The organism is Vibrio sp. zbq_1 (assembly GCF_043102935.1).
GTDB lineage: Bacteria > Pseudomonadota > Gammaproteobacteria > Enterobacterales > Vibrionaceae > Vibrio > Vibrio parahaemolyticus.
In genome coordinates, this window is the sequence record NZ_JBICJH010000004.1 from 1045722 (window position 1) to 1070714 (window position 24993).

At 44.4% G+C, this 24993-nt stretch carries 26 protein-coding genes; 14 read left to right on the plus strand and 12 right to left on the minus strand.

Annotated features, from left to right (window positions below; translation table 11 throughout):
• Positions 1 to 19: 19 nt before the first annotated feature.
• Complete coding sequence (gene pcp / locus ACF8CV_RS04995) at positions 20 to 658, minus strand: pyroglutamyl-peptidase I (RefSeq protein ID WP_138937362.1); 639 nt, start codon at positions 656 to 658, stop codon at positions 20 to 22.
• 241 nt (positions 659 to 899) lie between these two features.
• On the opposite strand from pcp, the gene ACF8CV_RS05000 reads away from it, so the two are divergent.
• The 3 genes from ACF8CV_RS05000 to ACF8CV_RS05010 all read left to right on the plus strand — a co-directional run bounded on the left by ACF8CV_RS05000 (position 900) and on the right by ACF8CV_RS05010 (position 3496).
• A complete protein-coding gene (locus ACF8CV_RS05000) occupies positions 900 to 1148 on the plus strand; it encodes a hypothetical protein (protein ID WP_005462100.1) in 249 nt (82 codons plus the stop codon).
• Between the two features lie 480 nt (positions 1149 to 1628).
• Positions 1629 to 2852 carry a tryptophan synthase subunit beta gene (gene trpB, locus ACF8CV_RS05005; protein WP_017448076.1) on the plus strand — a complete coding sequence of 408 codons (1224 nt, stop codon included), beginning with the start codon at positions 1629 to 1631 and terminating at the stop codon, positions 2850 to 2852.
• 230 nt (positions 2853 to 3082) lie between these two features.
• A complete protein-coding gene (locus tag ACF8CV_RS05010; protein ID WP_178979042.1) occupies positions 3083 to 3496 on the plus strand; it encodes a VF530 family DNA-binding protein in 414 nt (137 codons plus the stop codon).
• 152 nt (positions 3497 to 3648) lie between these two features.
• Here ACF8CV_RS05010 and ACF8CV_RS05015 read toward each other — a convergent pair whose 3' ends face one another.
• Both ACF8CV_RS05015 and ACF8CV_RS05020 read right to left on the minus strand, forming a co-directional pair.
• Positions 3649 to 4899: a DEAD/DEAH box helicase gene (locus ACF8CV_RS05015; protein ID WP_015313050.1), complete on the minus strand. Its 1251-nt coding sequence runs from the start codon at positions 4897 to 4899 to the stop codon at positions 3649 to 3651.
• A gap of 269 nt (positions 4900 to 5168) precedes the next feature.
• Positions 5169 to 5384 carry a DUF3820 family protein gene (locus ACF8CV_RS05020; protein WP_005375557.1) on the minus strand — a complete coding sequence of 72 codons (216 nt, stop codon included), beginning with the start codon at positions 5382 to 5384 and terminating at the stop codon, positions 5169 to 5171.
• 173 nt (positions 5385 to 5557) lie between these two features.
• Here ACF8CV_RS05020 and ACF8CV_RS05025 point away from each other — a divergent pair, with 173 nt between their 5' ends.
• Entirely contained in the window at positions 5558 to 5866 is a 309-nt protein-coding gene (locus ACF8CV_RS05025) for a cysteine-rich CWC family protein (RefSeq protein WP_072828505.1), read from the plus strand.
• 41 nt (positions 5867 to 5907) lie between these two features.
• Here ACF8CV_RS05025 and ACF8CV_RS05030 read toward each other — a convergent pair whose 3' ends face one another.
• A complete protein-coding gene (locus ACF8CV_RS05030) occupies positions 5908 to 6252 on the minus strand; it encodes a HopJ type III effector protein (protein ID WP_053313905.1) in 345 nt (114 codons plus the stop codon).
• 211 nt (positions 6253 to 6463) lie between these two features.
• Here ACF8CV_RS05030 and ACF8CV_RS05035 point away from each other — a divergent pair, with 211 nt between their 5' ends.
• Positions 6464 to 8233: a choice-of-anchor I family protein gene (locus ACF8CV_RS05035; RefSeq protein ID WP_208871085.1), complete on the plus strand. Its 1770-nt coding sequence runs from the start codon at positions 6464 to 6466 to the stop codon at positions 8231 to 8233.
• A gap of 170 nt (positions 8234 to 8403) precedes the next feature.
• Here ACF8CV_RS05035 and ACF8CV_RS05040 read toward each other — a convergent pair whose 3' ends face one another.
• The gene (locus tag ACF8CV_RS05040; protein ID WP_005482617.1) at positions 8404 to 8742 is read right to left on the minus strand and encodes a 4a-hydroxytetrahydrobiopterin dehydratase; all 339 of its coding nucleotides are present in this window, start codon (positions 8740 to 8742) and stop codon (positions 8404 to 8406) included.
• Positions 8732 to 9526, minus strand: a complete 795-nt coding sequence (gene phhA / locus ACF8CV_RS05045) for a phenylalanine 4-monooxygenase (RefSeq protein WP_138937365.1) — start codon at positions 9524 to 9526, stop codon at positions 8732 to 8734. Before phhA ends, ACF8CV_RS05040 begins: the two co-directional genes overlap by 11 nt.
• 221 nt (positions 9527 to 9747) lie before the next feature.
• On the opposite strand from phhA, the gene ACF8CV_RS05050 reads away from it, so the two are divergent.
• Positions 9748 to 11718: an acetoacetate--CoA ligase gene (locus ACF8CV_RS05050; protein ID WP_138937366.1), complete on the plus strand. Its 1971-nt coding sequence runs from the start codon at positions 9748 to 9750 to the stop codon at positions 11716 to 11718.
• Between the two features lie 57 nt (positions 11719 to 11775).
• On the opposite strand, the gene ACF8CV_RS05055 is transcribed toward ACF8CV_RS05050, so the two are convergent.
• On the minus strand, positions 11776 to 12351 hold the full coding sequence (locus tag ACF8CV_RS05055) for a class I SAM-dependent methyltransferase (protein WP_171055863.1): 576 nt from the start codon (positions 12349 to 12351) through the stop codon (positions 11776 to 11778).
• 225 nt (positions 12352 to 12576) lie between these two features.
• Between ACF8CV_RS05055 and ACF8CV_RS05060 the strand changes: the two genes are divergently transcribed.
• Both ACF8CV_RS05060 and ACF8CV_RS05065 read left to right on the plus strand, forming a co-directional pair.
• Positions 12577 to 13455, plus strand: a complete 879-nt coding sequence (locus tag ACF8CV_RS05060; RefSeq protein ID WP_005461877.1) for a LysR family transcriptional regulator — start codon at positions 12577 to 12579, stop codon at positions 13453 to 13455.
• Between the two features lie 175 nt (positions 13456 to 13630).
• Entirely contained in the window at positions 13631 to 14527 is an 897-nt protein-coding gene (locus ACF8CV_RS05065; RefSeq protein WP_005462012.1) for a cation diffusion facilitator family transporter, read from the plus strand.
• A 104-nt stretch (positions 14528 to 14631) separates the two neighbouring features.
• Here ACF8CV_RS05065 and ACF8CV_RS05070 read toward each other — a convergent pair whose 3' ends face one another.
• A complete protein-coding gene (locus ACF8CV_RS05070; protein ID WP_202632722.1) occupies positions 14632 to 14925 on the minus strand; it encodes a hypothetical protein in 294 nt (97 codons plus the stop codon).
• 230 nt (positions 14926 to 15155) lie between these two features.
• Positions 15156 to 15485 carry a hypothetical protein gene (locus tag ACF8CV_RS05075; RefSeq protein WP_053317626.1) on the minus strand — a complete coding sequence of 110 codons (330 nt, stop codon included), beginning with the start codon at positions 15483 to 15485 and terminating at the stop codon, positions 15156 to 15158.
• A gap of 529 nt (positions 15486 to 16014) precedes the next feature.
• Here ACF8CV_RS05075 and ACF8CV_RS05080 point away from each other — a divergent pair.
• Positions 16015 to 16581 (plus strand): hypothetical protein, encoded by a 567-nt coding sequence (locus ACF8CV_RS05080; protein ID WP_005482595.1) that lies wholly within the window; start codon positions 16015 to 16017, stop codon positions 16579 to 16581.
• A 189-nt stretch (positions 16582 to 16770) separates the two neighbouring features.
• Here the strand turns inward: ACF8CV_RS05080 and yddG are convergent, their stop codons facing one another.
• Positions 16771 to 17673, minus strand: coding sequence for an aromatic amino acid DMT transporter YddG (gene yddG / locus ACF8CV_RS05085; protein ID WP_005482638.1), 903 nt, complete (start codon positions 17671 to 17673; stop codon positions 16771 to 16773).
• 120 nt (positions 17674 to 17793) lie between these two features.
• Here yddG and ACF8CV_RS05090 point away from each other — a divergent pair, with 120 nt between their 5' ends.
• The 5 genes from ACF8CV_RS05090 (at position 17794) to ACF8CV_RS05110 (ending at position 22077) form a co-directional block, all read left to right on the plus strand.
• A complete protein-coding gene (locus ACF8CV_RS05090; protein WP_005461930.1) occupies positions 17794 to 17949 on the plus strand; it encodes a hypothetical protein in 156 nt (51 codons plus the stop codon).
• 12 nt (positions 17950 to 17961) lie between these two features.
• Positions 17962 to 18612 carry an isoprenoid biosynthesis glyoxalase ElbB gene (gene elbB, locus ACF8CV_RS05095; RefSeq protein ID WP_138937368.1) on the plus strand — a complete coding sequence of 217 codons (651 nt, stop codon included), beginning with the start codon at positions 17962 to 17964 and terminating at the stop codon, positions 18610 to 18612.
• A 334-nt stretch (positions 18613 to 18946) separates the two neighbouring features.
• Positions 18947 to 20095, plus strand: a complete 1149-nt coding sequence (gene yiaY, locus ACF8CV_RS05100; protein ID WP_138937369.1) for an L-threonine dehydrogenase — start codon at positions 18947 to 18949, stop codon at positions 20093 to 20095.
• 163 nt (positions 20096 to 20258) lie between these two features.
• Positions 20259 to 21335: a PQQ-dependent sugar dehydrogenase gene (locus ACF8CV_RS05105; protein ID WP_171055864.1), complete on the plus strand. Its 1077-nt coding sequence runs from the start codon at positions 20259 to 20261 to the stop codon at positions 21333 to 21335.
• A 133-nt stretch (positions 21336 to 21468) separates the two neighbouring features.
• Positions 21469 to 22077, plus strand: a complete 609-nt coding sequence (locus tag ACF8CV_RS05110) for an HAD family hydrolase (protein ID WP_138937371.1) — start codon at positions 21469 to 21471, stop codon at positions 22075 to 22077.
• A gap of 110 nt (positions 22078 to 22187) precedes the next feature.
• Here ACF8CV_RS05110 and ACF8CV_RS05115 read toward each other — a convergent pair whose 3' ends face one another.
• Positions 22188 to 22667 (minus strand): Dps family protein, encoded by a 480-nt coding sequence (locus tag ACF8CV_RS05115; RefSeq protein WP_005461991.1) that lies wholly within the window; start codon positions 22665 to 22667, stop codon positions 22188 to 22190.
• Positions 22668 to 22884: 217 nt separating this feature from the next.
• The gene (locus tag ACF8CV_RS05120; RefSeq protein ID WP_171055865.1) at positions 22885 to 24885 is read right to left on the minus strand and encodes a methyl-accepting chemotaxis protein; all 2001 of its coding nucleotides are present in this window, start codon (positions 24883 to 24885) and stop codon (positions 22885 to 22887) included.
• Positions 24886 to 24993 lie beyond the last annotated feature (108 nt).

The window sequence follows — 24993 nt, forward strand, 5'->3', positions numbered from 1 at the left end:
TAGTTATTTCAGTAGCTTACTAACAAATTTGTCCACCACTCACCACAACATCGCTTTCGTGTTCAATGACAACTTGTGCCACCAACTTTAGGCCAGCCACGATCATATCGAGGCTCATTGACGGGTGGCTGCCATCCGTCGCTTGTTCTGGCAACAACGGAATATGCACAAATCCATGCCGAATCGATTTGTCCCTCAGATAATGCTGTACTCCATAAAACAGATGGTTGCACACAAACGTCCCCGCGCTATTAGAAACCTGACAAGGGATGCCACTCTCATGCAACATTTGAGCAATACGCTTGATTGGCAAAGACGAAAAATACGCATCCGGGCCTTGTTCGATGATGGGCTCATCGATTGGCTGATTGCCACCGTTGTCTGGAATTCGGAAGTCATCCACATTAATTGCAACGCGTTCGGGCGTTATTGCCGCTCTACCCGCGGCCTGACCAACGGTAATAACACAATCTGGTTGATGCGCTTCAATCGCATCAATCACAGCACTGATGGACTCAAAACGCGTCACAGGCACCTGACAAGTAACAATGATGCCACCGTCAAGACTTGTTTCCTCTAGCCTTTTCACAGCCTCCAACGCCGGATTTATTGCATCACCACCAAACGGTTCAAAACCAGTAATCAAAACCTTTTTCATCGCAACCTTCAAAGAGAAATTGTTTCGCCGATTATTGCATCGCCTCTTTCACTCTCCAACCATAAAGTCGGCTTGCAACCAAGCCACATTGTTTTGTGTGAATCCACTCTAACCTGTGCTCCCCAACAATAAGTGAATCAGCACAGAACCGACCATAACTCAGCGGGAACTTGGTTTCTGTGCCTAACTTATGTAGAGTACGCGACCACAAAATATCGGCAGTTCAAAGAGATCGAATACCATGAACATTGATAACCACGTCATTGAAAGTCTTGAAGAGTTAGAAGCTTTTCTGCATTTAGTCGAGAGCGGTGCATTAGGTTTGGAAGGGGTAACTGGCGTTGCACTAGCGACAACAAACACTGACGGCCGTCCTTTTGTTGCAGTTTTAGGCGACAAACACCAACTTTTGTTGGGCCGTTGGGTTTCACAACATGTTTACGACAACGGTAAAGACATCGTTAGAAACGGCTCAGCACGTAAACACTGATTTCTGCGCATCCACGTATGCTAAAAAGAGATAAGCTTGCTGTTATTTAGCAAGCTTTTTTTATAACTAAAACCCTCTAAATAACTTCAATCCCAAAAACAAGAAATCTCCGTAACCCATTGTTCAAAAATAAAAAATAAGCTTTTGAGTTAATTCGAGAGTTGTGACATTTCGCTGACATAACATGGCTTGAAATCCCTAACATCTGCCAACGGAAGCGAATCTAACTTTCGTTTTCAGACACCATCGCAGAGTACACTTCCTTGTACTCTGTTTGTCCCGAAAGACCCTTGTGACAGCCTAGAGTCTTTCGGGACCTTTTTTGTTCCTCTTACTCACATTTTCCTCCAGACAAGATCAATCTCGTACTATTTAACTAGTTCATGATAGCAGCATCACGATTTAAGCAACTGCTCACACAACCTATTTGTGAATTTGGGTATAAAAGTATCAATACTCTCATTTACTAGGACGTAACTAATGAAAAATTCTTTCGACCACAACATGCCCAACAATGAAGGATATTTTGGCGAATATGGTGGCAGCTTTGTTCCGCCAGAGCTTGAGCAAATCATGCGAGACATTAACGCCGCTTACGAAGAATGTTGCCAAGATCCAGAGTTCAAAGACGAGTTAGCTCGCCTTTATAAACACTTTGTCGGTCGACCTAGCCCTATTTTTCATGCCGCGAATCTATCTAAGAAATACGGTGCCGACATTTATCTAAAGCGAGAAGACTTGAACCATACTGGCGCTCACAAAATTAACCATTGTTTAGGTGAAGCCATCCTTGCGAAGAAAATGGGCAAAAAGAAGCTGATTGCGGAAACTGGTGCTGGCCAGCATGGCGTGGCATTGGCGACTGCTGCCGCTTTGGTTGGATTAGAATGTGACATTTACATGGGCGAAGTCGATATCGCCAAAGAGCATCCGAACGTTGTCCGTATGAGAATCCTTGGTGCTAACGTGATTCCTGCCACGCACGGACGTAAAACGCTGAAAGAAGCCGTTGATGCTGCCTTTGAAGCGTACCTAAAAGATCCAGAAACTCAGCTTTATGCCATTGGTTCCGTGGTTGGCCCTCACCCTTTCCCTAAAATGGTTCGCGATTTCCAATCCATCATCGGGAACGAAGCGCGAGTTCAGTTCAAAGAAATGACGGGAAAATTGCCGAACAATCTTGTCGCGTGTGTGGGTGGCGGCTCAAATGCCATGGGGTTGTTTAGCGCATTTTTAGAAGATGAAAACGTCGCGATCCACGGCGTCGAGCCTGCTGGACGATCTTTGGACAAAGTGGGTGAACACGCAGCTACCTTAACGCTTGGCGAGCCAGGCATCATGCACGGATTTAAGTCTTACATGCTTAAAGATGAACAAGGCGAACCACAAGAGGTACACTCCGTCGCCAGTGGCTTGGATTACCCATCGGTAGGCCCACAGCACAGTTATTTAAAAGACATCGGACGCGTGAACTATGGTTCAATCAACGATGACGAAGCGATAGACGCCTTCTTTGAGTTGTCTCGCGAAGAAGGAATTATTCCTGCTATCGAATCTTCCCACGCAGTCGCATACGCAATCAAACTGGCACAACAAGGTGAAACAGGTTCGATTCTTGTCAACCTTTCAGGTCGAGGCGACAAAGACATCGATTTTGTGGTTGAAAACTACGGTGCAAAATACGGCATTGAGTCGCTTATCTAACTGGCAGCCACTGAGCTGAGTTACGTTTAATCGCAACGCGCAGACAAAAGCAACGCCACCTAAAACAAGGTGGCTTTGTAGTTTTCTCTCAATTTACCTTTGCTTTAGTGGCTTAACTACGCTGCCTAGGCCTTCTGGCGTTTCTATTCAAACCATCGCCGCCTAACTATAGATATCTCTGTAATGTATACTTTGCTAAACTCCGCCCTTTGATGAGTAAGGCCCCTAAAATGATGACTGACGAAGAAAGAATCGAACTGCAACAAAACAACCCACTGCATGGGTTAAAGCTAGAGACTATGTTGCAAGAGTTGGTAGATTTTTATGGCTGGGACATTCTAGATACAGCCATGCGTTTTAATTGCTTTAATACCAAGCCTTCGATTGCAAGTAGCGTGAAGTATTTAAAGAAAACTGAATGGGCGAGAGAAAAATTAGAAAACTTTTATCTTTATCGCTTTAAGCGCATGCCACGCGCGAGTGAAGAAGAATACAATTTGCCACCACGAGCCCGTACTTTCCCTCACGGTCTTGAGCCTAAAGAGCCAATGCCGCTAACCGTTGATTCTATTCTCAATTCACAAGCGAAAGCAGCATCCTCATTTAAAAAACGCTCATCTAGTGGCCGTCCGACACGTCGCTAGTATACTTCCTTGGAAAACAATTAGAGCCCTACTGACAGATCCAGTAAGGCTCTACTATTTTTCCTTAAAAGGGTTAACGGCGGCGAGTGGCCAACTGGTTCATCTCCGCCCAAGAAACTCTCGTAATTCGACTAACTTGTAGATTACGTCTTCTACTGATTACGCTTTTTCTTCTTTTTACCCGTTCCTGCTGGCTTTGCGCGCGGCTTCATCGGTAAAAAGTAGGCTTCACTTTGGTCATCTTCCACTTCAAAGCCTTCTACCTGCTCGCGTTCAAGCTGGAACTTATTTTTCTTTTCTATCACTTTAAAGTGGTGGTAGTCATCGTAATCGATAAGAGATAGACCTAGACCCACTTCCCCCGCACGGCCACTGCGTCCGATGCGATGCATATAATCGGCAGGACTACGCGGAAGATCGAAGTTAATCACCACTGGCAATTTTTCAATATCGAGACCGCGCGCTGCGATATCGGTAGCAATCAGTACTTGAATCTCACCAGACTTAAAGCCATCAAGAACGCGAGTACGAGCGCCTTGCCCTTTATCGCCATGAAAAACTTCGGCAGTGATGCCGCGTTTTGACAGTTTCTGAGCTAGGTGGTTACAGGCATTCTTAGCATTCACAAAAATTAAAGTCTGGCGCCATTGATGCTGTTTGATTAGATGCGCGAGTACCGCCGTCTTTTCACCTTTATTGACACTAAACACGCGCTGCACCAAAGTGCTGGCTTCTGCACTCTGTAACTGAACTTCAACAGGATCGTTAAGTAAGTGCTGAGCCAAAGTCGTGACTTTCTCAGGGAAAGTAGCAGAAAATAGCAGTGTCTGTTTCTTCTCTGGCAGTAAGGCAAGAATCTTATTGAGCTCTTCGGTAAATCCTAAACTCAACATACGGTCGGCTTCATCGAGCACGAGCGTTTTTACTTGGTCTAACTTAATCGCATTACTCGATACCAGATCAAGTAGTCGTCCCGGCGTTGCAACAATGATGTCACAGCCGCCACGTAGCGCCAGCATTTGCGGGTTTACGGACACGCCACCAAATACGGCAACCGTTTTGATCTTATCTCTAAGATGGTATGAGTAAGATTTAACGTTGTAAGCCACCTGCGACGCCAGCTCACGAGTAGGAACCAAAATCAGATGAGAAACGAAGTTACCACGACGATCATTTGATTCACCTTGCTGAAGAATTTTCTGCAGAATTGGCAGCGAGAAAGCGGCGGTTTTACCTGAGCCCGTATTGGCTCCACCTATCATATCCCTGCCATCAAGCACATGAGGAATAGCATGAGATTGAATAGGTGTTGGTTGGTTATATTCTAACGCTTCTAGTCGCTCGACTAAGGTTGGAATCAGGCCAAGATCGGCAAATGTCGCTTGCTGTGTTTTGTCTGTCATTACGATGAGAGGCTCAGTACTGGGTAAAGGCCAAGTATCTTATGCTATTTAGCGCGAGGATGTTAGCGATAATGCGCGAAACAGAGGTGGTTTGGAGCAGCGCTATAAAGGTCAGGAGTGCTCTTTGCCTAATATTCGTGAATCCCCTAATGATAAACCATCATTTATGAACTCATTGGCGATTCACTTTAAAGAAAAAAGAGTCAGGCAGCCTGACTCTTTAGAAGTAAAACACACTGTATCGTGGGAAATAGGGTTACAGAGGCAGGTTACATCCTTTTCAAAGGTTTCACGACGCTGTCTAGCCCTTCAATTTTTAACGCTAAACACAGCTTTAATAGGTCACCTAACTCGCCGCTCGGCCAGCCTTTTTTATCAAACCACAGCAAATATTCCTCAGGTAAATCAATAAGTACTCTGCCTGCATATTTGCCAAATGGCATTTGCATTCTTGCCAGTTTAATCAGGTTTTCTTTTTCTAACATAAATGAAGCGCGGTTAAGACATCTCACGCAAGAGTATCACCAGCGGTGCTCCCTCACCAGTTAAAGGACCAAATAAGGCAAGAAGCTCAACGATCGTTCGGGCGGTTTATTTTGACGGCTTTGAGTTGCTTTGTGCTAGAGTACGCGACATTAAAAATTAGAACGAGAATGTAATGAAGTCACCATGTAGAGCAGCCTGTAAGAATAACGCTGGAATTTGTTCTGGCTGTCACCGAACGATGGATGAAATCATCCAATGGAAAGACAAAACCGAACTCCAACGAGAAACCATTATCGAGCAAATCACCGGAGAAGATTCCACCCACCGCTGTCCTGAATGCGATTCGCAAGCTCACTGCGATATTGCAGCAGGAAAAGAAACGTGTTGGTGTTTTGGCATTGAGCCTCGTGACTTGCCTAAGCCGGAGCCCGATCAGCTTTGTTTATGCCGCAAGTGTTTAGAAAAAAAGCCAGTCGCATAATACGACTGGCTTCTTCATGTAACGCGATTCTAAAATGATAACTATTTTGCGGTAAGCGCAGAAGTCTCAAATTGAATGCCATCCCACCCCGTCACCATGAAATTGCGGATATTTTGGTGATCGTTGTTTTCTGGGTGAAGCAGTACGTCCTCGCGGTAGAAACGACCAAAACACGCCAACGTCGCTTCTTTATCGAGAGTGTTCAATAAGCCGAATGCAAAAATTTTGCACGAACCGTTGTTTTCATTCGCGCCATTTTGCGTATTGCCATTCGTAAATGCAGCGGGCGTAAAATCGTAATTATCTTCAATCACCGCCATCGTCGTTTCAAATTCAATCTTTTCAGGTGACGATGCCAGCACATCAAGAAATTGTTGTAGTTCCATTTTCATTCCAAATCCTAATGCCATCGCAATCTCGCCAATGACACATTTGTTTCATAAAAAGCCCATATAAGAGTCATAAATCATACATATATTCAGAGCCTTACCAAATCACACGTCAATCAATGTTCTATTATCGTCCACTGCAGTGAATGAATAGATATCTGAAAATCATGCATTGAGCGACAGTATATCGGATTGATAAGGAGATATCATGACCACCCCACTTAAGGCAATAGGTGCAATGGCGTTATCGACGCTCGCCATCGCATGTTCATCGCAACAGAACGATGTTATCGCATCTTTCAGTGCACAATGTAAGCCGATCAGTTCACCCGCTGTTGGGGAAACCTCAATCCAAGGTTTGACGTTTGTTGGGTCATCTATCGCCGATGCGCCGTTTGATACTTCTGCCGCAGAAATCGTGAACTATGATGCGTGCACGGACAAACTCTACGTGGTCAATGCTCAAGCCAAACGTGTGGATGTGTTGTCGCTCAACGAAAGCAGTGCGCCTTCACAAACCGATTTTATTGACCTAACCGATGCGGGCACTTCCACAGGGATTGAAATCGGCGCGGCCAACAGTGTTGCTGTATTTAATGGCTTAGTCGCCGTCGCGATTGAAAACAATAATAAGCAGGAAGATGGCTTGATCGCGCTGTATCGCTCGGATGATCTTTCTCTAATCACCACTTTCAAAACCGGTGCGCTGCCAGATATGGTTGGTTTTTCTAAAGATGGTCGTTACATTGCCACCGCAAACGAAGGCGAACCGAACTCCGATTACAGTATCGATCCCGAAGGTAGCGTGACGTTGGTCGATTTGAGCAAAGGTATTAACAATGCTGACGTTACGCAAATTGGCTTTGGCGAATTTGATGGAGTGCGCTCAGATGAATTGCCAAAAGCTGTACGTATTTCCGGCCCTAATGCCTCAATTGCTCAAGACCTTGAACCGGAATATCTGACGTTTGCCGACAACGGGAAAATTTATGTCGCCTTGCAGGAAAATAACGCAATGGCGATTATTGATCCACAAAGCCAATCGGTAGAAAAAATTGTCGCTTTAGGGGAAAAGTCTTGGTCAAATTCAAAGCTGGACGCCTCAAATAAAGATAAGATCATCGGCAATTTGAAAAGCTATCCGCAGTTGGTTGGCTTGTACATGCCCGACACGCTAGACAGTTACTCTGTCAACGGCCAAACCTACATTGTTTCAGCCAACGAAGGGGATGGTCGCGAATATGGTTTTAAAACCACTCAAGCTGAATGTGATCAAGCAGGATTCAAGTGGGATGAGGATGACTATCAAGGTACGCCAGATTACACCAATGTCAAAGGCTCCTGTTTGAGCCATATCGACGAAGTCCGTGGCAAAAAACTCAAAGTTACGACCGACCACCCTCTTGCTGGAGCTCTGAAAGACAACAAACAGCTAGCTAGACTCAAAGTTATCAAACCAAACCACACATTAAACGCAGAAGAAAACGTTCAAGCATTTGGCGCGCGTTCATTCTCAATTTGGAATGAAAATGGTGAGCTAGTTTTTGATAGTGGAGACGATTTCGCAACAGTTGCCCTCTTGAACGAAGGTAAACACTTCAACAGCACAAACGACAGCAACAGTAGCGGTGATGACCGAAGTGATGATAAAGGCATCGAGCCAGAAGCCATCGAAGTAGCGAAGATCAATGGGCGAGACTACGCATTTATCGGTTTAGAGCGCCAAGGCGGTATTATGGTTTACGACATCACCGAGCCAAAAAAAGCGCAGTTCTTGCATTATGTAAACCACCGCGATTACACCCAACCAGTATGTACCTTGGTAGAAGACGGTAAGTGCGCAAATGACACTTACAATCCTAAAGCGGGCGATCTAGCGCCCGAGTCAATCAACTACTTTGCTCGTAACGGACAACATTTTATTGCCGTCGGTAACGAGGTATCGGGCACAACCTCAGTTTTTCGTATCGAAATCTAAAAACAGTAGTATCTCAAAGTGTCTACAACTGTGGCGCTAAAACCGTGGCCATAAAACAGAAGTGCTAAATAGGAAACGCCCGAATATCAGTTCGGGCGTTTTTTATTCACGGTCAAGTGTGTTAATGCTTTTCAGAGCATGAATAGCAAACAACGGCTGTCCATTCGTGTTTATTCGCTCAACACCAACGCATCACACTTAGACGCACAGATGAAATCGTTTTTATGCAAACCTTTAATGGAATGGCTCCACCAAGTCACGGTGACTTTGCCCCACTCAAGCAAAATTGATGGGTGATGAAATTCTTCTTCTGCCAATTCCGCAATCTTGTTGCTGAACGCCCATGCTTGTTTAAAGTTCTTAAACTTATAGACCTTCTCAAGTTGCGGAATGTCGTCCCTTTCAATGAGATGCCAATCGGACAGCTGCAGCAATAGAGATTGCTGTTCTTCTTTCGTCAGGGCAATGGCATCAAAGCTACAAGCTTCGCATTTTTGTTCATTCAGCATGAGCAGGTTCCTTAGGTTCAAAAAGTGGTGGAAGCAATCCAGCATCTATCGCTAGATCCGCTTGTTTCAATAAATTCAGTTGGCTAATTTGGAAAAGCTGGGAGAAATCATTAATCACATAGTATTTAGGCTGCATGATATCGATACGATATGGTGTTCTTAATACCGTTTGTAGGTCAAAGGACTCACGAATTGCACTTTCGCTTTCCAATGCGTAGATGGTTTCTCCTGGGGAAGAGAGTATGCCGCCGCCATAGATTTTGGTTTTCGTGCCTTCTTTCACTAAACCAAATTCAACGGTAAACCAGTAAAGACGAGCCAAGTAAGCTCTCTGTTTTGGTGTTGCCGCTTGTCCGAGCTGACCATAATGTTCCGTAAACGCAGCAAACTCTGGATGCGTGAGCATGGCACAATGGCCGAAAATTTCGTGGAAAAAATCCGGCTCTTGTAAATAGTCGAACTCTTCTCGGGTTCTTAGGAAAGTCGCGACTGGAAAACGTTTGTTACCCAACAAATTAAAAAATCGGTCGAAATCGATCAGAGCAGGCACAGGCTCAACCTGCCATCCTGTTGTTTCCATTAAGACTCGATTGATTTCCGGCAACTGAGGCACACGATCCGGAGGTAAGTTCAGCAATTCCAAACCACGTAGATAAGCATCACACGCACGCTCTTTGATCACGCTCATTTGTCTCGTGACAAGGTCACTCCAAATGGCATCTTCTTCGTGGCTCCATTCTACCCTTCCATCCTGGCTAACGGGCTTTGAACGATATTGAGTCATGACTCATCTCCATTAACAAATCTTTTACATTAAGCCTATCTGGAGTCTTAAGAGCTTCCAATCCCTGATCGATTTTCTCAATCAAAGTTTGATGTAACATATTGTTTACATCAGTTCATAACATCATGATTTATAAAACAACAAGCTTTGACGTGGGAGTTTGACTTTATTGGCATTCCCCCTCAGACTAAAACTGTTATCACTTTGTTATAGAGGGACCTATGCGCGAGAGCAACAAAGTATGGCAACCGAGCGAAAGTCGTATCGCAGAAGCCAATATTACTCAGTTTATCGAACACATTAATCGACAAGGTTTTGACCTAAAAAACTACGCAGACCTGCACCAATGGTCTTTGGATCATAACGAACAGTTTTGGCAAGAAGTCTGGCTTTTTTGCGATGTAATAGGTAATGCAGGTGAGACAGTAAAAAGCCAAGCCAAGAGCAAATGGCAACAACCAGTACTCAATCGCGATTTATGTTGGTTTCCTGACGCTCATATTAACTACGCAGAAAACTTATTGAGCTTTGCTTATCAAAAACCACATGAGCTCGCCATCTGGTTTGAAAATGAGCGTGACGAACGACAGACCTATACGTGGCAACAGCTGTGTGATGAAGTCTCGAGTGTTCAACAGTGGCTTAGGGATTGTGGCATCAAACAAGGCGATGTTGTTGCTGGTTACTTACCGCACCTTCCTCAAACCGCCATCGCGATGTTGGCAACCACCAGCTTAGGTGCGACATGGACGTCAACCTCGCCAGATTTTGGCGTAGAAAGTGTGCTGGAACGTTTTGGACAGGTAAAACCAAAAATTTTGTTCACTTGTGATGGCTACACATTCAATGGCAAAACTTTCGACATGGCGGAGAAAAACCAACATATATCCGATCATCTCGATGGCCTCAAACAAGTGTGCCAAATCAGCTATCTCAAGCCTCACATCTTTGAATGTGATGTTTGTACCCAAGATTGGCAAAACGTGCTCAATCAATACTCACCCGAGCCCCTCACCTACACTCGCGTTAACTTCCATGACCCACTCTTTGTGTTGTATTCGTCCGGTACGACAGGTAAACCCAAATGCATTGTGCACTCGGTCGGTGGCACCATTCTGAATCACGTCAAAGAGCATCAACTGCACTGCGATATTCAACCGAACGATCGAGTTTTTTACTACACGACCTGTGGTTGGATGATGTGGAATTGGCACGTTTCCGCCCTTGCAAGCGGAGCGTGCTTAGTCATTTTTGACGGTAGCCCTGTTTATCCTTCTCACAAGGTGCTGTGGAACCTTGCTCAAAATGCTGACGTGACCTTGTTTGGTACGTCGGCTAAATATCTGGAAGCGCTTGAAAAAGCGCAATTCTCACCGAAAAGAGCCGATGCTTTCCCCGCACTCAAGACGATTTGCTCAACTGGCTCTGTACTTTATCCTGAGCAATTCAATTACGTTTACGAGCACTTAAAAGAAGACGTACATTTAGCGTCCATTGCTGGGGGCACAGATATTTGCGGATGCTTTGTATTAGGCAATCCGATATCCCCAGTCTATCGAGGAGAATGTCAATCCGCAGGCTTAGGCGTTGATGTGCAAGTATTTAATCCACAAGGTCACAGTGTCGTAGGTGAACGAGGTGAGCTGGTTTGCACCAATTCACTGCCGAATTTTCCTTCTGGGTTCTGGCGTGATTCAGGCGAGCGTTACCATCGCGCTTACTGGGATAAGTTCGATAATGTTTGGCATCATGGCGACGATGTAGAAAAAAGTGAGGTTGGCGGTTTTGTCTTTTATGGCCGTAGTGACACCACTCTTAATCCAGGTGGCGTCAGAATTGGTACCGCAGAAATTTACCAACAGGTGAATGCTATTGATGGTATTGTTGACTCCATCGCAGTTGGGAAAGAAGTGGATCGAAATGAACAGATCTGGCTTTTTGTTCAATTAGAAAGCCAAGATGAGTTGGATGATGAGTTAATCGGTAGCATTAAAGCGCAGCTGAAATCGGCCTGTTCACCACGCCATGTTCCGAGTGCCATTTTCGCCATCAGCGATATTCCGAAAACGCGATCAGGCAAACTGGTAGAACTTGCCGTCAAGCAGGTTGTCAATGGTCGACAAGTTGAAAACTTAGGCGCAATTGCCAATCCAGAGATACTTCAAGAGATTCAAACCGCGATATCAGCTTAGATTCCACCCACAAAAAAGCGAGCACCTTGGCTCGCTTTTTTTAATCTTTTTGGTAAATTAAGGGCGACCAACGCCCATTAATACCGACATGATTTGTCCATCAGAGGTGATATCGAACACTTTTTTCGCTTCAACATCGACAAAACCAGCGTTGCTCAATGCATTCTCGGAGCGGCTTAAGGTGAAGCCGTCTTGCTCAGATTCTGCAACCCAATCAAAATGAACGAAGTAACCACCTTCATTTAGCAACGAATGAGCAATGTCTAACGATGATTCCACATCATCGACAAAAGCAAGGACAGAAGACGCAACCACAAGATCAAATTGTCCGCGGAAAGCAGGATGTTGCGCCACTAAACCTCGTGATAATGCATCTACGACTGGCTCAACGTTGAGTAACTCTTTCTTGTCGAGCTCTTCAATCATGGCTTCAGACGCATCTAACGCCACAATATCCTTAACAATGGGTGACAACAATTGGCTTAATTGTCCGGTGCCGCATCCAAAATCTAAAACTTTAATGCCATCAAGCTGAGTTAGCTGTTGTAACTGTGCAAACACCGACTGCGCAAATTGCTCTGTTGCTGGGTTCGATTCCCAGTTCTTTGCTAAGCCGTCCCAATCTTGTGCCATCGTGGCCTCCATGTTCACTTCTTATAGCCCACATATCACTATGTGACGTCAAAATGCAGTTGGCGCATTTTGAGATTAATAGGCTATAGGGTACCGCAAAACCGCTAAAAGACCATAGACTTATCTGGCGAATTACTATTTTTTTCGATAATCTTTCACAGCTTTGGGAGCACATCTCTATCGTGCCCTACTTTATTGCAAATTCTTAATTGGTTGTGTCAAATCATGAACTTAACTCAAGTAGAAGCTTTCTGCACTATCGCAGAGTGTGGCTCAGTCTCCGAAGCTGCGCGGCAGTTAGACTGTAACCGAACCAAACTCAGCATGTCGATCAAGGCATTAGAAAAAGAGCTCGATGTTGAGTTGTTCACAAGAACAGGAAACCAACTGACGCTTTCGGAAGCGGGAAAAGCAATTTACAAAGATTGCGAGTATTTGTTGGTCACAGCTCAACGAATCAGAAAAACATGCGCGCAAATATCCGAAGGCTTCAACGCCGAAGTCTGGGTGGCGCGTGATGACTCGCTGCCAGACGATTTGTGGCAAGAACTGTCTCACCGACTCAACAATCGATTCCCTTCTACAACGTTTAACCTCATCTTGGCCTCTAGTGGTGACTTGGCTAACTTAGTCAGTACTCATCAAGTCGATTTTGCGTTCGGTGTCGACTATGAACGCATTGATGACCCGCACATTGTTTACAAACCTCTGGGTAAAATCCGAATGATGTCGGTGTGTAGCGTTGATCATCGCTTAAGTAAGATGCGTCGCGTATCCGATGAAGATCTACGCAGCCAAATGCAGGCTTTGATGGTTTACCTCAACGAGAAAGACAACCCAGGCTTACAGCCGTTCTCAACTCGATACATTGGCTTCTCAAGTTTCGATTACATGCTCAACACCATTTTGGAAGAAGACGCATGGGGTGTATTGCCAGAGCCGCTCATTCGCCACTACTTGCGCCAACAAAAACTTGCCGTCATCAAACACACTTACGGTTTGACTCAAGAAGACTACTGTATGTTTGCCCCAAACGGTCAGATTGAACACCCAGCAATGACTTGGTTAGCAGATAAGTTAAGCGAATATTTATTTGACTTCTAAATAAAAGGCAGTGACCGTCAATATATTTGACACTGCAAAGTTACATTAAGTCATTGTATTTAAAGAAAAATAATAAAACGGTCGCTTTCTCGTTTAATTTCCACTCAGTTTGTAGTTGCCTAAAATGCCTCAGAAGAGAAGAATAGTAAGGTATTAAAACCAAAAGGCATCTTTTATGTGTGACAGGACAAGCAAAAACGAAAACCGTATTCTAACCATTTCAGCCCTTTTAGCTTCTGGGTTTGCAGCTGGTGGTATGGTACTTGGCTTGCTTGTTGGGTCGATTGTCATCGTTTTTGACGGTGTTTACTCGCTAGTCAGTTTACTGTTAACTTTATTGTCACTGGCAGCATCTTCCTACATCAGCAAGCCATCAAAATCTGTATTTCCATTTGGTAAAGCGGTACTCGAACCTATCGTTATTGCGATTAAAGCGGCCGTGATTCTTGTTGTTGTGTGTTTTTCGCTTTACTCAGCGATCTCTGCATTGATGACTGGGGGTCGTGAGGTTGATACCTCAATCGCGACTATCTTTGGTCTCGTGAACGTTATCGGTTGTGGTTACGCTTGGTGGTTTATGGCGAAAAAAAGTCGTCGTTTCTCATCAGGTCTGATCGATGCGGAGAAAAAACAATGGCAAATGGATACGCTATTAAGCGTGGCAGTTACTGTTGGTTTTATCGCTGCATGGCTAGTATCTCTTACCCCATTCGCGCATTACGCAGTCTACGCGGACCCAATGATGATGCTACTTATGGGCTTCTACTTCCTAAAAGTACCATTTGATATGTTGTGTGGCGCATTGCGTGAGTTACTAATGATGACACCAAGCAAAGAACTTTGTCAGGTTGTTGGTAACGACGTTTTAGAAATTGAAAAAGTATCTGATCATCAGTTAAAACTGGCAGGCATTACGAAGGTTGGTCAAGAGCTTCGCGTGAACATTGATCTACACGTTGATGATGACATGATTGAACTCGACACTCTTGAACAAACTCGAAAACAGCTAACCACGCGTCTGTCGAAGCACAGATTCAAACTGCAACTGAACTTAAACGTAGCGAATTGTTAGAACACGAAACAAAAGTCAGGTATTTCTATCATAAAGCACCTAAATTGAGTGTTCAGTCTTTACGAAAATGAAAAAACCGCCACTAACGGCGGTTTTTTTGTGTTTCAAGCTAGATCTTTGAAGTCTACTCGGCCAATTGAGCGGTTTACGTACTGGAAAATGCTCATTGGAGCAGATGTTTTGTCTAGGTGGTTCGGAATGTTCGCTGCTCGATAGCTAACATCGTCCTTAAAGCCATACTTTTCCACCAATTCGTTGTCTATAAGCCGATGAATGAGAGCAATAGCCACATGTATACTGAGCCCTGTTCTCTGCGAAATATCATCTGCATTGAGCCCAAAGTGCTTACCCTCATATATACGACCTCGTACCAGTTCGTGATATAGATTCATAGCCATGCTTTTCAAAGTCTTTCTATTTAATAAACCAAGCATACATAACCTTTTCTTAGCTACGTCAAAATGTCACATATTCAGTTTTCTTCTCAACCCTCAAATCAAGCCTGTCTCGGGCGCTCGGGATTACTCCAAATTTTTAGTAAACATCCAATACAGCCTTGATGGTTGAAAACGCAATGACAGTGCAAAACGACAAAACCGCCTTTTGGGGCGGTTTTAAAAAGTGTTGGTTAAGCCAGTCCTTTAAAATCAACTCGGCCAATTGCACGTTTTACATAATCGGTAATAATGCTTGGCGGAGAGGTGTCATCTAGATAAATTGGCACGTTCACCGCTCGGTAGCAAACGACATCAACAAGCTCATACTCCTCCACCAATCCTGTCGCTATAAGTCTATGAATCAAATTGAGGGTCGAGAATAGATTAAGCCCTGTTGTTTTGCATAAGTCTTCTGTATTTAGCCCGAAACGGTTGCCTTCATATAGCCTGCCAAATACCAGTTCTTTGTATAGATTAAAGGCTCTTTTTTTTAAAGCTTTTCGTTTAAAGAAGCCAAACATATCTACTCCTTTTGTTGTTAAGTCAAAACTTTAAGGGATGGCGATTATTAATGCGATTTAATATGCAAACTTTGACATATATCACTTTTTTAATTTGCACATAATAGAAAAATTTGGTCGTGTGGAGAACGCAGTTTATTTGCATTTTTACTCGACATTAAAATTCTAAACTTCTGGAATAATGGTAATAAAAATGTGCAATAGATCACTGTTTTAGATAGGGAAAACGTGAAAAATCCTGCGCTGTCAGTTGGTCGTTATCGGAATGCTCACCCATCCGATTAACGCTAACCATAATAAGAAATTGACTCCCAATATCTGTAAGTAATACTGGCTCTGTAAACATTTTAAAAAAAGTTTAAAAGGGGTGAGTATGAAGATTGCGGGAGTCAACACTCCGCCAACACAGCCCGATGAATTAATTAAAGTATCTGAGGGAGGTCACTTTGTTACACCTCATCAAATTAAGTGTTCGCGTCACGTTTATTAAACGACGTTGTGCTACTAGCGAGTGAAAAGGAACAGAACAATGATCATAAACTACGCCCTGACAACTGCTCCTTATTCAAATGATATTGAATCATGTATCAACGTAATGACAGCGAGTATGTTTGCTCTTGTCGACCAAGGAGAAGAGACCGAAGTCGCTACGTGTGACTTTTACATCGTAGATTTATCCAGAGCCTCGAGTACTATCAGCTGTCATAAATTATTGAACATTAACGCCAGCATTGCCCACTTTATCCAAATTCTTGATGATGATTACTTGCTAAAAGAAAGCATCGCAAAACGTAACGAAACAATGCGTTGGGGAATCTGCCCAGAACCAGATCGCCTCATAGTGATTCACGAACTAAAGGTAAAGAAAGAGCATCGAGGAAATAAGTATTCCAAAGCCTTAATTGAGGACTTTATTGAACGCTTTACATCGATTTACGACATCATCGGTCTAAAGGCGCTTCCTTTAGAAGATCGCTCAGAGGAAAGCGTAGAAGCACTTAAAAGCTATTACTCAAAGATAGGCTTTAAGGACGTTGGTATTGATGATTTGATGCTCTGGCCAGCGTTAGAAGAACCAAACTGGAACGAAGCCTAAGTTAGACATCGCATCTCATGATGCGACTTACCTTCCCACACCTATCTCAGCTTGGTGACTGATGCTTGCTCTTGGAAAATGATTGGTGACCTGTCGATAACACGATGACGGCTCAAGCAGGCCTCCATCAACACCGACAAGAACCGGAGAAGCCACAAACCAGTCATTAATCACTCAGATAATGTGGGTTTAACCAGCAGCTTCTCGCTTCTCTTTTGTTACCAACCAACACAAGAGTGACCCAACCGTCACCATAACAACGCCTTGCCAGAAACTATTGCTCAACGTAACACCAAGGATAAGCGACGAAAACAGCGCAGAGAAAATCGGCGTGAAGTAAGACAAAGTCGCCAAAAAGACCATGTTCCCGCCAACAATGGCGATGTTCCATAAGCCATAACCACCCGCCATCAACGCTGCCGATGCGAACAGATATCCAAGAGCTGACCATGAGAACGTCATTGTAGGCTCATCCGCAAATGCGTACTTCACCCAAAGCGAAACCGCAGTTGCGATAAAAAACAACGTGATCGCATTGTGCTTCGATTGCTGTCGCTGTGTGAGATTACAATAAACCGCCCAAATCACCGCGCCAGTGAACGCCATGAAGTACACCAGCGGATTGCTGCTTACGTTCGAGATGATTTGTGTCGGGGATAAACCGTTATCGCCGCTCACTGTCCAAGCCACACCAATAAACGCGAGGGTTACTGCTGGATACAACAGCCAATTTGGCTTTTTGTTGCTACCCAACACTGCAAACAACACCGTTAGTGCGGGCCATAAATAGTTGACGATAGATACCTCAATCGCTTGAGCTCGCGAATTCGAATACCCAAGAGCAAGCGCAAGAAAGATCTCATAGCAAACAAACATTGCGCCGCCAACTATCAGATACTTCGGAGAAAAGTAAGACAACTTTGGGATGCCCACCACAATCAATAAAAAGATTGAACTTAGCGAATACAACATCGCCGCCCCACCTACTGGCCCTAAACTTTCGGTTACGAGCCTTGCAATACCCAGTAAGCAACTCCAAGAGAGGATGGCAATGCAGCCATAAAGTGTGAAGCGAAATTGCACGGATTTCATGTGACCTACTACTCACGAATGCCAAAGGAAACTTCAGCTTAACTCAAAAATGATCCGCTTCAACGTACTGTTTTATAAATTTCAGTATAAAAATGATTCTGTTATGCGTTTGGAGTCGATATGAAACACTTTCTACCATCGAGCGTCATGCTGACACCTTTTGTGGTCCGCTACTATGATGAAGAAGAAGACGATCAAGAAATCGTCGAAACTAAGGCAAATGCTCAATCTCAATCCCCAAATATAAAAGAGCAACAAACGGAAATATCAGACTAAAGGAATCTTAAAATGAAAAAAGTCGCAGTTATTTTGAGTGGCTCAGGAGTTTATGATGGATCAGAGTTACATGAAGCCGTGCTAGCCCTGCACGCCATCGAAAAAGCTGGTGCTACTTGGCATTGCTTCGCTCCAAACATTGATCAATTACACGTCATCAATCATCTCACTGGCGAAGAAATGGATGAGCCACGCAACGTGCTCGTTGAAGCGGCACGCATAGCGCGTGGAAACATTGAGGATGTGGCTAGACTGAACGTTGAAGACTTTGATGCGCTATTGTTACCAGGTGGCTTTGGTGCAGCAAAAAATCTGACTGACTTTGCCGTTTCTGGCGCGGAATGCTCGATTAATACACACGTTGCACAAGTTTGCCGTGCGTTCGCAAATGCCAACAAGCCTGCCGGTTACCTCTGCATTGCCCCTGTCATTATTCCTATGATTTACGAACATGGCGTAAAAGGCACAATAGGTAATGATGACGCAACCGCAGCTGCGTTTCACCAAATGGGTGGAGAGCACGTTGAATGTAACGTAGATGAGTATGTGTTTGACGAGAAACACAATGTGCTTTCTACGCCAGCTTACATGTTAGCGCAGAATATCTCACAAGCAGCTTCAGGAATCGATAAATTGGTATCAAAATTGGTCGAAATCGCCTAATTACTGATAGATAACTTAAAACTCAATTTTAAATCCCCATTGATAGATCGAATATCAATGGGGTTTTTTTATACTTTAGTCTAATTGAGATATAAATCATCATCAGATTTCAATTTTTACCAATCGTTTGCGTTAATAGTTGCATATTTGGGCTACGTTGTATTTGTGTTGCACCTCCACACTGTGCAACAAGATCGCTGTCACACTTTCCTCCTTTAAAGTACCCCTAAATGGGTAAACTTGCTCTGGATCAATTTCGTTCTAGAAAGGGGTGTGCGACAGTTAAATGGCAAATTATGAAAGATTATTAATAATAACAACGGAGCAATCCAATATGACAAGTGCATTTTTTATCCCTACGGTAAACCTAATGGGCGCTGGCTGCCTAAAAGACACAGCAAACAGCATCCAATCTCAAGGCTTTAAGAAAGGTTTGATCGTTACGGATAAGATCCTTAACCAAATCGGCGTAGTAAAACAGGTTCAAGATCTTCTTACTGAACGCGGCGTAGCAACCGTTGTGTTCGATGGCACTCAACCAAACCCTACAATCACCAACGTTAATGACGGCTTAGCTCTTCTAAAAGAGAACGAATGTGACTTCGTAATTTCACTTGGTGGTGGCTCACCACACGATTGTGCAAAAGGCATCGCACTGGTTGCATCTAACGGCGGAAAAATCGGCGATTACGAAGGCGTGGATCAATCAGCAAAACCAATGCTGCCACTAATCGCAATCAACACCACAGCAGGTACTGCATCTGAAATGACCCGTTTCTGCATCATCACTGATGAAGAGCGTCATATTAAGATGGCAATCGTTGATAAACACACAACGCCTCTTATCTCTGTAAACGATCCAGAATTAATGCTTGCTAAGCCAGCGTCTTTGACTGCAGCAACAGGTATGGACGCGCTAACTCACGCGATTGAAGCGTACGTATCTATCGCGGCAACACCAATTACTGACGCTGTTGCAATCAAAGCGATCGAGTTAATTCAAGCGCACCTACGCACCGCAGTGAAAAACGGCGAAAACCTAGAAGCTCGTGAGCAAATGGCATATGCACAGTTCATGGCTGGCATGGCGTTTAACAACGCATCTCTAGGTTACGTGCACGCTATGGCGCACCAGCTAGGTGGTTTCTACGACCTACCACACGGTGTATGTAACGCAATCTTGCTTCCTCACGTACAACGCTACAACGCGCAAGTATGTCCAGAGCGTCTACGTGATGTCGCAAAAGCGATGGGTGTGGATGTAGAAGGTATGTCGGCAGAGCAAGGTGCTGCGGCAGCGATCGACGCTATCGTCGCGCTAGCAAAAGACGTTGGTATTCCAGCTGGTATTAAAGAGCTTGGTGCGAAGCTAGAAGACATCCCAACGCTAGCAGACAACGCATTAAAAGACGCGTGTGGTTTCACTAACCCGAAACAAGCAACTCACGAAGAGATTTCTGCAATCTTCGAAGCGGCAATGTAATCGCAGAAAGACAGATTCATCTCTAACACCTTAACTCAATCCCCGATCTGGTATCGGGGATTTTTATATTCACACACCGCTCGCTGCAGCTTGTCGTCATTTGGGGATCTCACCATTTAGTGTTAGCTTTTAAGCATCCACGCACTTCAACATGGAAGGCCCCATGAGAATTGTAACCACCGCCCTGCTCGCTTGTTTATCTTTTTCACTTCATGCTGCGCAATACCAAGCTGATGAGGTTGCCAATGGGTTTCAAGTCCCTTGGGGCATTGAATTTATCGATTCGCAACGCGTAGTAGTGAACGAGAAAAATGGCACCATTTCATTGCTCAATGTGATGACAGGTCAACGCCAGAAAATTCATAGTGCTCAGAACGTTAACACCAGTGGACAAGCCGGTTTACTGGATGTCGCACTCGCCCCAAATACCGATAAGAAAAATCCACAGCTGTATTTCACCTACAGCAAACGAACCCAGAAAGGAAACACCGTCGCACTTGCCACCGCAACGCTAAATGGCGAGCAACTAACTGGCTGGAAAGATCTCTTCATCGCCGATGCCATCACCGATACTGGCCGACATTTTGGCAGTCGAATCGCGTTTATTGATGGCAAGATCTACTTCACGATTGGCGATCGCGGTGAACGAGACAACGGGCAAAATACTCAAACACATGCGGGCTCAATACTACGCTTGAATTTAGACGGCTCGGTGCCAACAGATAACCCTTTTACTTCCTCCAAGGCAAAGCCTGAAATATGGAGTTTCGGGCATCGCAATCCACAAGGTTTGTTCTACGACAAAGAGACAGATCAACTTTGGTCGATTGAACATGGGCCGCGTGGAGGTGACGAAATTAACCTAATTAAAAAAGGGGCGAACTACGGTTGGGCAAGAGTCTCACAAGGGAAAGAATATTGGGGCCCACTTGATGTGGGTGAAGCGAAGTCACTGCCAGGAATGGAAGACCCCAAATTGGTTTACATTCCCTCTATCGCTCCAAGCAATATGGTGCTCTATCGCGGGGATAAATACTCAGAACTTGACGGCAAAATATTAGCTGGAGCGTTAAAGCTCACTCATATCAATGTCGTCAGCATTAACGATGGCAAGCTCACAGAATCGCAACGCTTACTGGAAAAGCTTGGAGAACGAATCAGAGATATAACGATAAGCCCCGATGGCTATATCTACTTTTCTACCGACAGCGGCAAAATCTTCCGCTTAACCGAGCAATAAGAACTGTGCAACGCTTTTTCGATTTGTGATGCATCAGTGATTTATTTTCGTACAACTTCGCCAGAAGAATCTAAACTTAACAATAACCTTTTGTTTTTATAACGATAGTTTGGTTAAGTTGTACGAGGCCACTATGATTCCCTTCCCACTAGAACTTGAAAGAATAAAAGCCGTCATTTTCGATTTAGACAACACGCTCGTCAGTTCAGATATGAACTTTCAAGATCTTCGTCAGCAACTCGGTTGCCCTCAAACAGAAGATTTATTGGATTTCGTAGAGCGCATCGATCACCCGCATCACAAAGAGCATGCACATAATGTCATTTTTGACCACGAGATTTCCGATGCTGAACAATCTAGCCCGATGATTGGTTGTCATGAATTGCTGAACTACTTGAAGAAAAAAGCGATTAAAACCGCCATCGTGACGCGAAACTGCCTAATTGCGACACAAAGAAAATTGGAACATAACCAAATCACCGTTGAGAAAGTGATCACGCGTGAATGTTATCCACCAAAACCCGATCCTTTATCGCTACAAGTGCTCGCCAAGGAGTGGCGTTTGATGCCAAATGAAGTGCTGTATGTCGGTGACTTCCTTTACGATTTACAAGCTGCGTACAATGCACAAATGCCGTCTTGTTTAGTGCATCACGGCATCACCGAACAATTTCAAAATTCGGCATCACTTGCGGTGAGAGAACTGTCCGATTTGCTGGCGTACTTTGAATCAGCGCACTGATCCCTTTGTCCGAAAAGCTCAACGAATCAGATTGCCAATTCTCAGAGACAAAAAAGGAGCACTCATGTGCTCCTTTGGCTTATTCCCGAATCGTATGTAAATGTTTGAACTTAGCCTTGTAGGTAAGCGTTAAGCATCCACATCAGTTTTTCTTGCTCACGGATGTAGTCACCCATCAGTGCCGCAGTACCTTCATCGTCTGCTTCACCAGCGTTTTGTAAAATCTCACGCTGTTTAACAAGCAGAACACCAAAACCATCAACCAAGCCTTTCACGCACTCTTCACCCGCTGTCGCGTTTTGATGCTCTTTGATTTCGCTTGATTCTAAGTAATGGCTAAACGCGTGTGCTGGTGTGTAACCCAACGTTAAAATACGTTCTGCAAGTTCATCAATTTTGGTTTGAAGATCTGTGTAGATCTCTTCAAATTTTACGTGCAATTCAAAGAACTGGTGGCCTTTGATGTTCCAGTGATAACCGCGCGTGTTCATGTACAGCACTTGATAGTGGGCAAGTAGCTGATTCAGTTGTTGTGCTAGTTGTTCTGATTGTTGACGATCTAGACCAATTAAGCTTACTTGTTTGCTCATAATCTTGCTCCTTGGAGAGTAAAGTTTAAAAAATTCTTTTGCAGTGTTTGCTGCCGATGGAGTCATATTAGATCTGAGCGGTGAGGAAGGAAATTTGGTTTTAGCTATAGATTTAATAACTAAACTCAATGAGCAATTAGGTTATGTGAGTAGTAGAATAGTCGAAACCCTCGACCATTGTATTTCTTCATGGTCGAGGAGCATTCATTGGGGGGTTCTAAGCCGTTTTAAACATGGCCATTTGTTGATTCAACTCGGTGACTTGTTGCTTCACTTGCAACGACGTCTCAGAAGCATGCTGACTGTTACTCGCCACCATTTCGACCGACTGTGTAATGCCTGCCATTAACCCATTTATGGATTGCGTTGCGTGAGATTGCTGCTCGGCAGCAGCGGCCAATTCTGCCATTTGCTCGTTTAGAGAACCGATCTGCTCTGTCGTTGAAACCAATCTCGTTACGGCATTATCGATGTGTTCAGCACCTTGCTCTGCCAACGACTGGCTGTGTTCAATTTCCTGAACCACCGTGTGAGTTGAACGCTGAATTGCGTTAATAATACCGTTGATTTCTGTCGTCGATTGCGTGGTTCTTGTCGCCAACATGCGCACTTCATCGGCAACCACAGCAAAACCTCGCCCTTGCTCACCAGCTCTCGCCGCTTCAATTGCCGCATTGAGTGCCAGCAAATTAGTCTGTTCTGCTAACCCTTCAATCACTTCCGTCACGCGGCCAATTGCTTCGCTCTCTTTGCTTAACTGCGTAACTTGGGTGCTGGCGCTTTCTATGCTGCTGTGTAAACTTTCCATGGTCGCTTTATTTTGCTCAAGTGCGTCACGACCTTGTTCTATCTCATCTTTTGAATCTGACAACTTTTGCACCGATTGATTAGCTTGATCCAACGTATTGCTCGCGGCAAAGGCAATCTCTTCGAGTTGACGCCCCATTTCTGAGATATTGGACTGTTGTTGTTCAACGTTATTGGATGTAACTTGTGCCGATTCGAGAAGCGCACCCATGCTGGTGTCCACTTGGTTCGCTTTGCCATTTACACCTGCAACAATGCCTGCCAGTGACTCGTTCATGCGATTGATAGAGCGCGTAAGGTCAGCCAGCTCGTCCTTGCCAACAACGTTCAATGGTGGTTGAGAAACATCGCCAGAGGCTATAATCTTCGCTCGTTCTGATAATCGCTGGACTCTGCGCCCAATGGTATTTCCCATGTATTTTGAAATCGCAATCGCCGCAATCACGACCAGTAATGCTGCCACCAGCATCGACGTAAGCACATTTTTGATTGATTGACTGATGCCAACACCGCTTTGATCCGCTTTAGCTTGCTGAGCCAACACAATCGTTTCTAGGCTTTGATTTAACGCGTTTGCCGCGGGTAACAACTCATTTGCCATTAGCAAATTTGCTTTGTTCCATTCATCTGATTGACGCAGCGTAATCACTTGATCAGCCAAGGGGAAATACAGCTGTTGCATCTCTTTAAACAATGACCATAGTGATTGGTCGTTGTCTGACAACATATCCAGTTTAGCGTCGATTTCTGCGACCGATTGGTTGTGGAATTTGATCAGGTCTTGATACTTCTCCAAATGTGTTTGCTGTCCGTACAACAGGAAATCACGCAGTGCCGAGAGAGCATTAGCTAGAGAAGTGTAACTGTCCGCGTAGACTTTAAATAAGCGCTTACGCTCACCGCCCATTTCATTGCCTGACTCTTCATTAATTAGGCTTTGAATTTGGTCGAGCGCGACTTCAGCAATGGGTGCAGCTTCGTTAATAAACAGATTATGCGCTGGCAGATTTTCCGCGCTGTGGCTCAACTCAATAAGCTGAGAAAGTGACACTTTCATCGCTTCCCATTGCTGATGAATCGACTGGAAATCTGACTCCGAAATCAGAGCTTGTAAGGTTGGCAATGCATCGTCCGTTGATGCCATGATACTTTGCACTTCCTGACTCAAACGCAAACCTTCGGCTTCATCACTTCCCAATAACATGTACGCTCGGATTGAAGACAACGAAGCTTGAACCGATTGCTGAATTCCACGACTGGTATCAACAGTCGGCAAATCGGAACTCAATAATGATGATGCATGCTGTTCAACTATGTTTATATTACGATAAGTGAAAATCGCAGATGCGATAAATACGACGGCTAACAGCACGAAACTGAGCTGCAACTTCCCTGATATTGTAAGGTTCATCCATAAACTCCTGACAACGATGAGCCTTAAATATAACGACATTTGCGCAAATGTTAAATCAATGTATCAAAATGCATTTAAAAACGAGGCATTCTTCGCCATTGATAA

Excerpts from the sequence above, each read along its gene's own strand:
- ACF8CV_RS05115 (WP_005461991.1), bottom strand. The coding sequence starts at position 22,667 with ATGAGCAAACAAGTAAGCTTAATTGGTCTAGATCGTCAACAATCAGAA.
- ACF8CV_RS05025 (WP_072828505.1), top strand. The coding sequence starts at position 5,558 with ATGAAGTCACCATGTAGAGCAGCCTGTAAGAATAACGCTGGAATTTGT.
- trpB (WP_017448076.1), top strand. The coding sequence starts at position 1,629 with ATGAAAAATTCTTTCGACCACAACATGCCCAACAATGAAGGATATTTT.
- ACF8CV_RS05000 (WP_005462100.1), top strand. The coding sequence starts at position 900 with ATGAACATTGATAACCACGTCATTGAAAGTCTTGAAGAGTTAGAAGCT.
- ACF8CV_RS05110 (WP_138937371.1), top strand. The coding sequence starts at position 21,469 with ATGATTCCCTTCCCACTAGAACTTGAAAGAATAAAAGCCGTCATTTTC.
- ACF8CV_RS05060 (WP_005461877.1), top strand. The coding sequence starts at position 12,577 with ATGAACTTAACTCAAGTAGAAGCTTTCTGCACTATCGCAGAGTGTGGC.
- phhA (WP_138937365.1), bottom strand. The coding sequence starts at position 9,526 with ATGACTCAATATCGTTCAAAGCCCGTTAGCCAGGATGGAAGGGTAGAA.
- ACF8CV_RS05030 (WP_053313905.1), bottom strand. The coding sequence starts at position 6,252 with ATGGAACTACAACAATTTCTTGATGTGCTGGCATCGTCACCTGAAAAG.
- ACF8CV_RS05050 (WP_138937366.1), top strand. The coding sequence starts at position 9,748 with ATGCGCGAGAGCAACAAAGTATGGCAACCGAGCGAAAGTCGTATCGCA.
- ACF8CV_RS05090 (WP_005461930.1), top strand. The coding sequence starts at position 17,794 with ATGAAACACTTTCTACCATCGAGCGTCATGCTGACACCTTTTGTGGTC.
- ACF8CV_RS05105 (WP_171055864.1), top strand. The coding sequence starts at position 20,259 with ATGAGAATTGTAACCACCGCCCTGCTCGCTTGTTTATCTTTTTCACTT.
- yddG (WP_005482638.1), bottom strand. The coding sequence starts at position 17,673 with ATGAAATCCGTGCAATTTCGCTTCACACTTTATGGCTGCATTGCCATC.
- ACF8CV_RS05040 (WP_005482617.1), bottom strand. The coding sequence starts at position 8,742 with ATGCTGAATGAACAAAAATGCGAAGCTTGTAGCTTTGATGCCATTGCC.
- yiaY (WP_138937369.1), top strand. The coding sequence starts at position 18,947 with ATGACAAGTGCATTTTTTATCCCTACGGTAAACCTAATGGGCGCTGGC.
- ACF8CV_RS05035 (WP_208871085.1), top strand. The coding sequence starts at position 6,464 with ATGACCACCCCACTTAAGGCAATAGGTGCAATGGCGTTATCGACGCTC.
- ACF8CV_RS05075 (WP_053317626.1), bottom strand. The coding sequence starts at position 15,485 with ATGTTTGGCTTCTTTAAACGAAAAGCTTTAAAAAAAAGAGCCTTTAAT.
- ACF8CV_RS05010 (WP_178979042.1), top strand. The coding sequence starts at position 3,083 with ATGATGACTGACGAAGAAAGAATCGAACTGCAACAAAACAACCCACTG.
- ACF8CV_RS05055 (WP_171055863.1), bottom strand. The coding sequence starts at position 12,351 with ATGGCACAAGATTGGGACGGCTTAGCAAAGAACTGGGAATCGAACCCA.
- ACF8CV_RS05120 (WP_171055865.1), bottom strand. The coding sequence starts at position 24,885 with ATGAACCTTACAATATCAGGGAAGTTGCAGCTCAGTTTCGTGCTGTTA.
- ACF8CV_RS05015 (WP_015313050.1), bottom strand. The coding sequence starts at position 4,899 with ATGACAGACAAAACACAGCAAGCGACATTTGCCGATCTTGGCCTGATT.
- ACF8CV_RS05080 (WP_005482595.1), top strand. The coding sequence starts at position 16,015 with ATGATCATAAACTACGCCCTGACAACTGCTCCTTATTCAAATGATATT.
- ACF8CV_RS05070 (WP_202632722.1), bottom strand. The coding sequence starts at position 14,925 with ATGGCTATGAATCTATATCACGAACTGGTACGAGGTCGTATATATGAG.
- ACF8CV_RS05065 (WP_005462012.1), top strand. The coding sequence starts at position 13,631 with ATGTGTGACAGGACAAGCAAAAACGAAAACCGTATTCTAACCATTTCA.
- elbB (WP_138937368.1), top strand. The coding sequence starts at position 17,962 with ATGAAAAAAGTCGCAGTTATTTTGAGTGGCTCAGGAGTTTATGATGGA.
- ACF8CV_RS05020 (WP_005375557.1), bottom strand. The coding sequence starts at position 5,384 with ATGTTAGAAAAAGAAAACCTGATTAAACTGGCAAGAATGCAAATGCCA.
- pcp (WP_138937362.1), bottom strand. The coding sequence starts at position 658 with ATGAAAAAGGTTTTGATTACTGGTTTTGAACCGTTTGGTGGTGATGCA.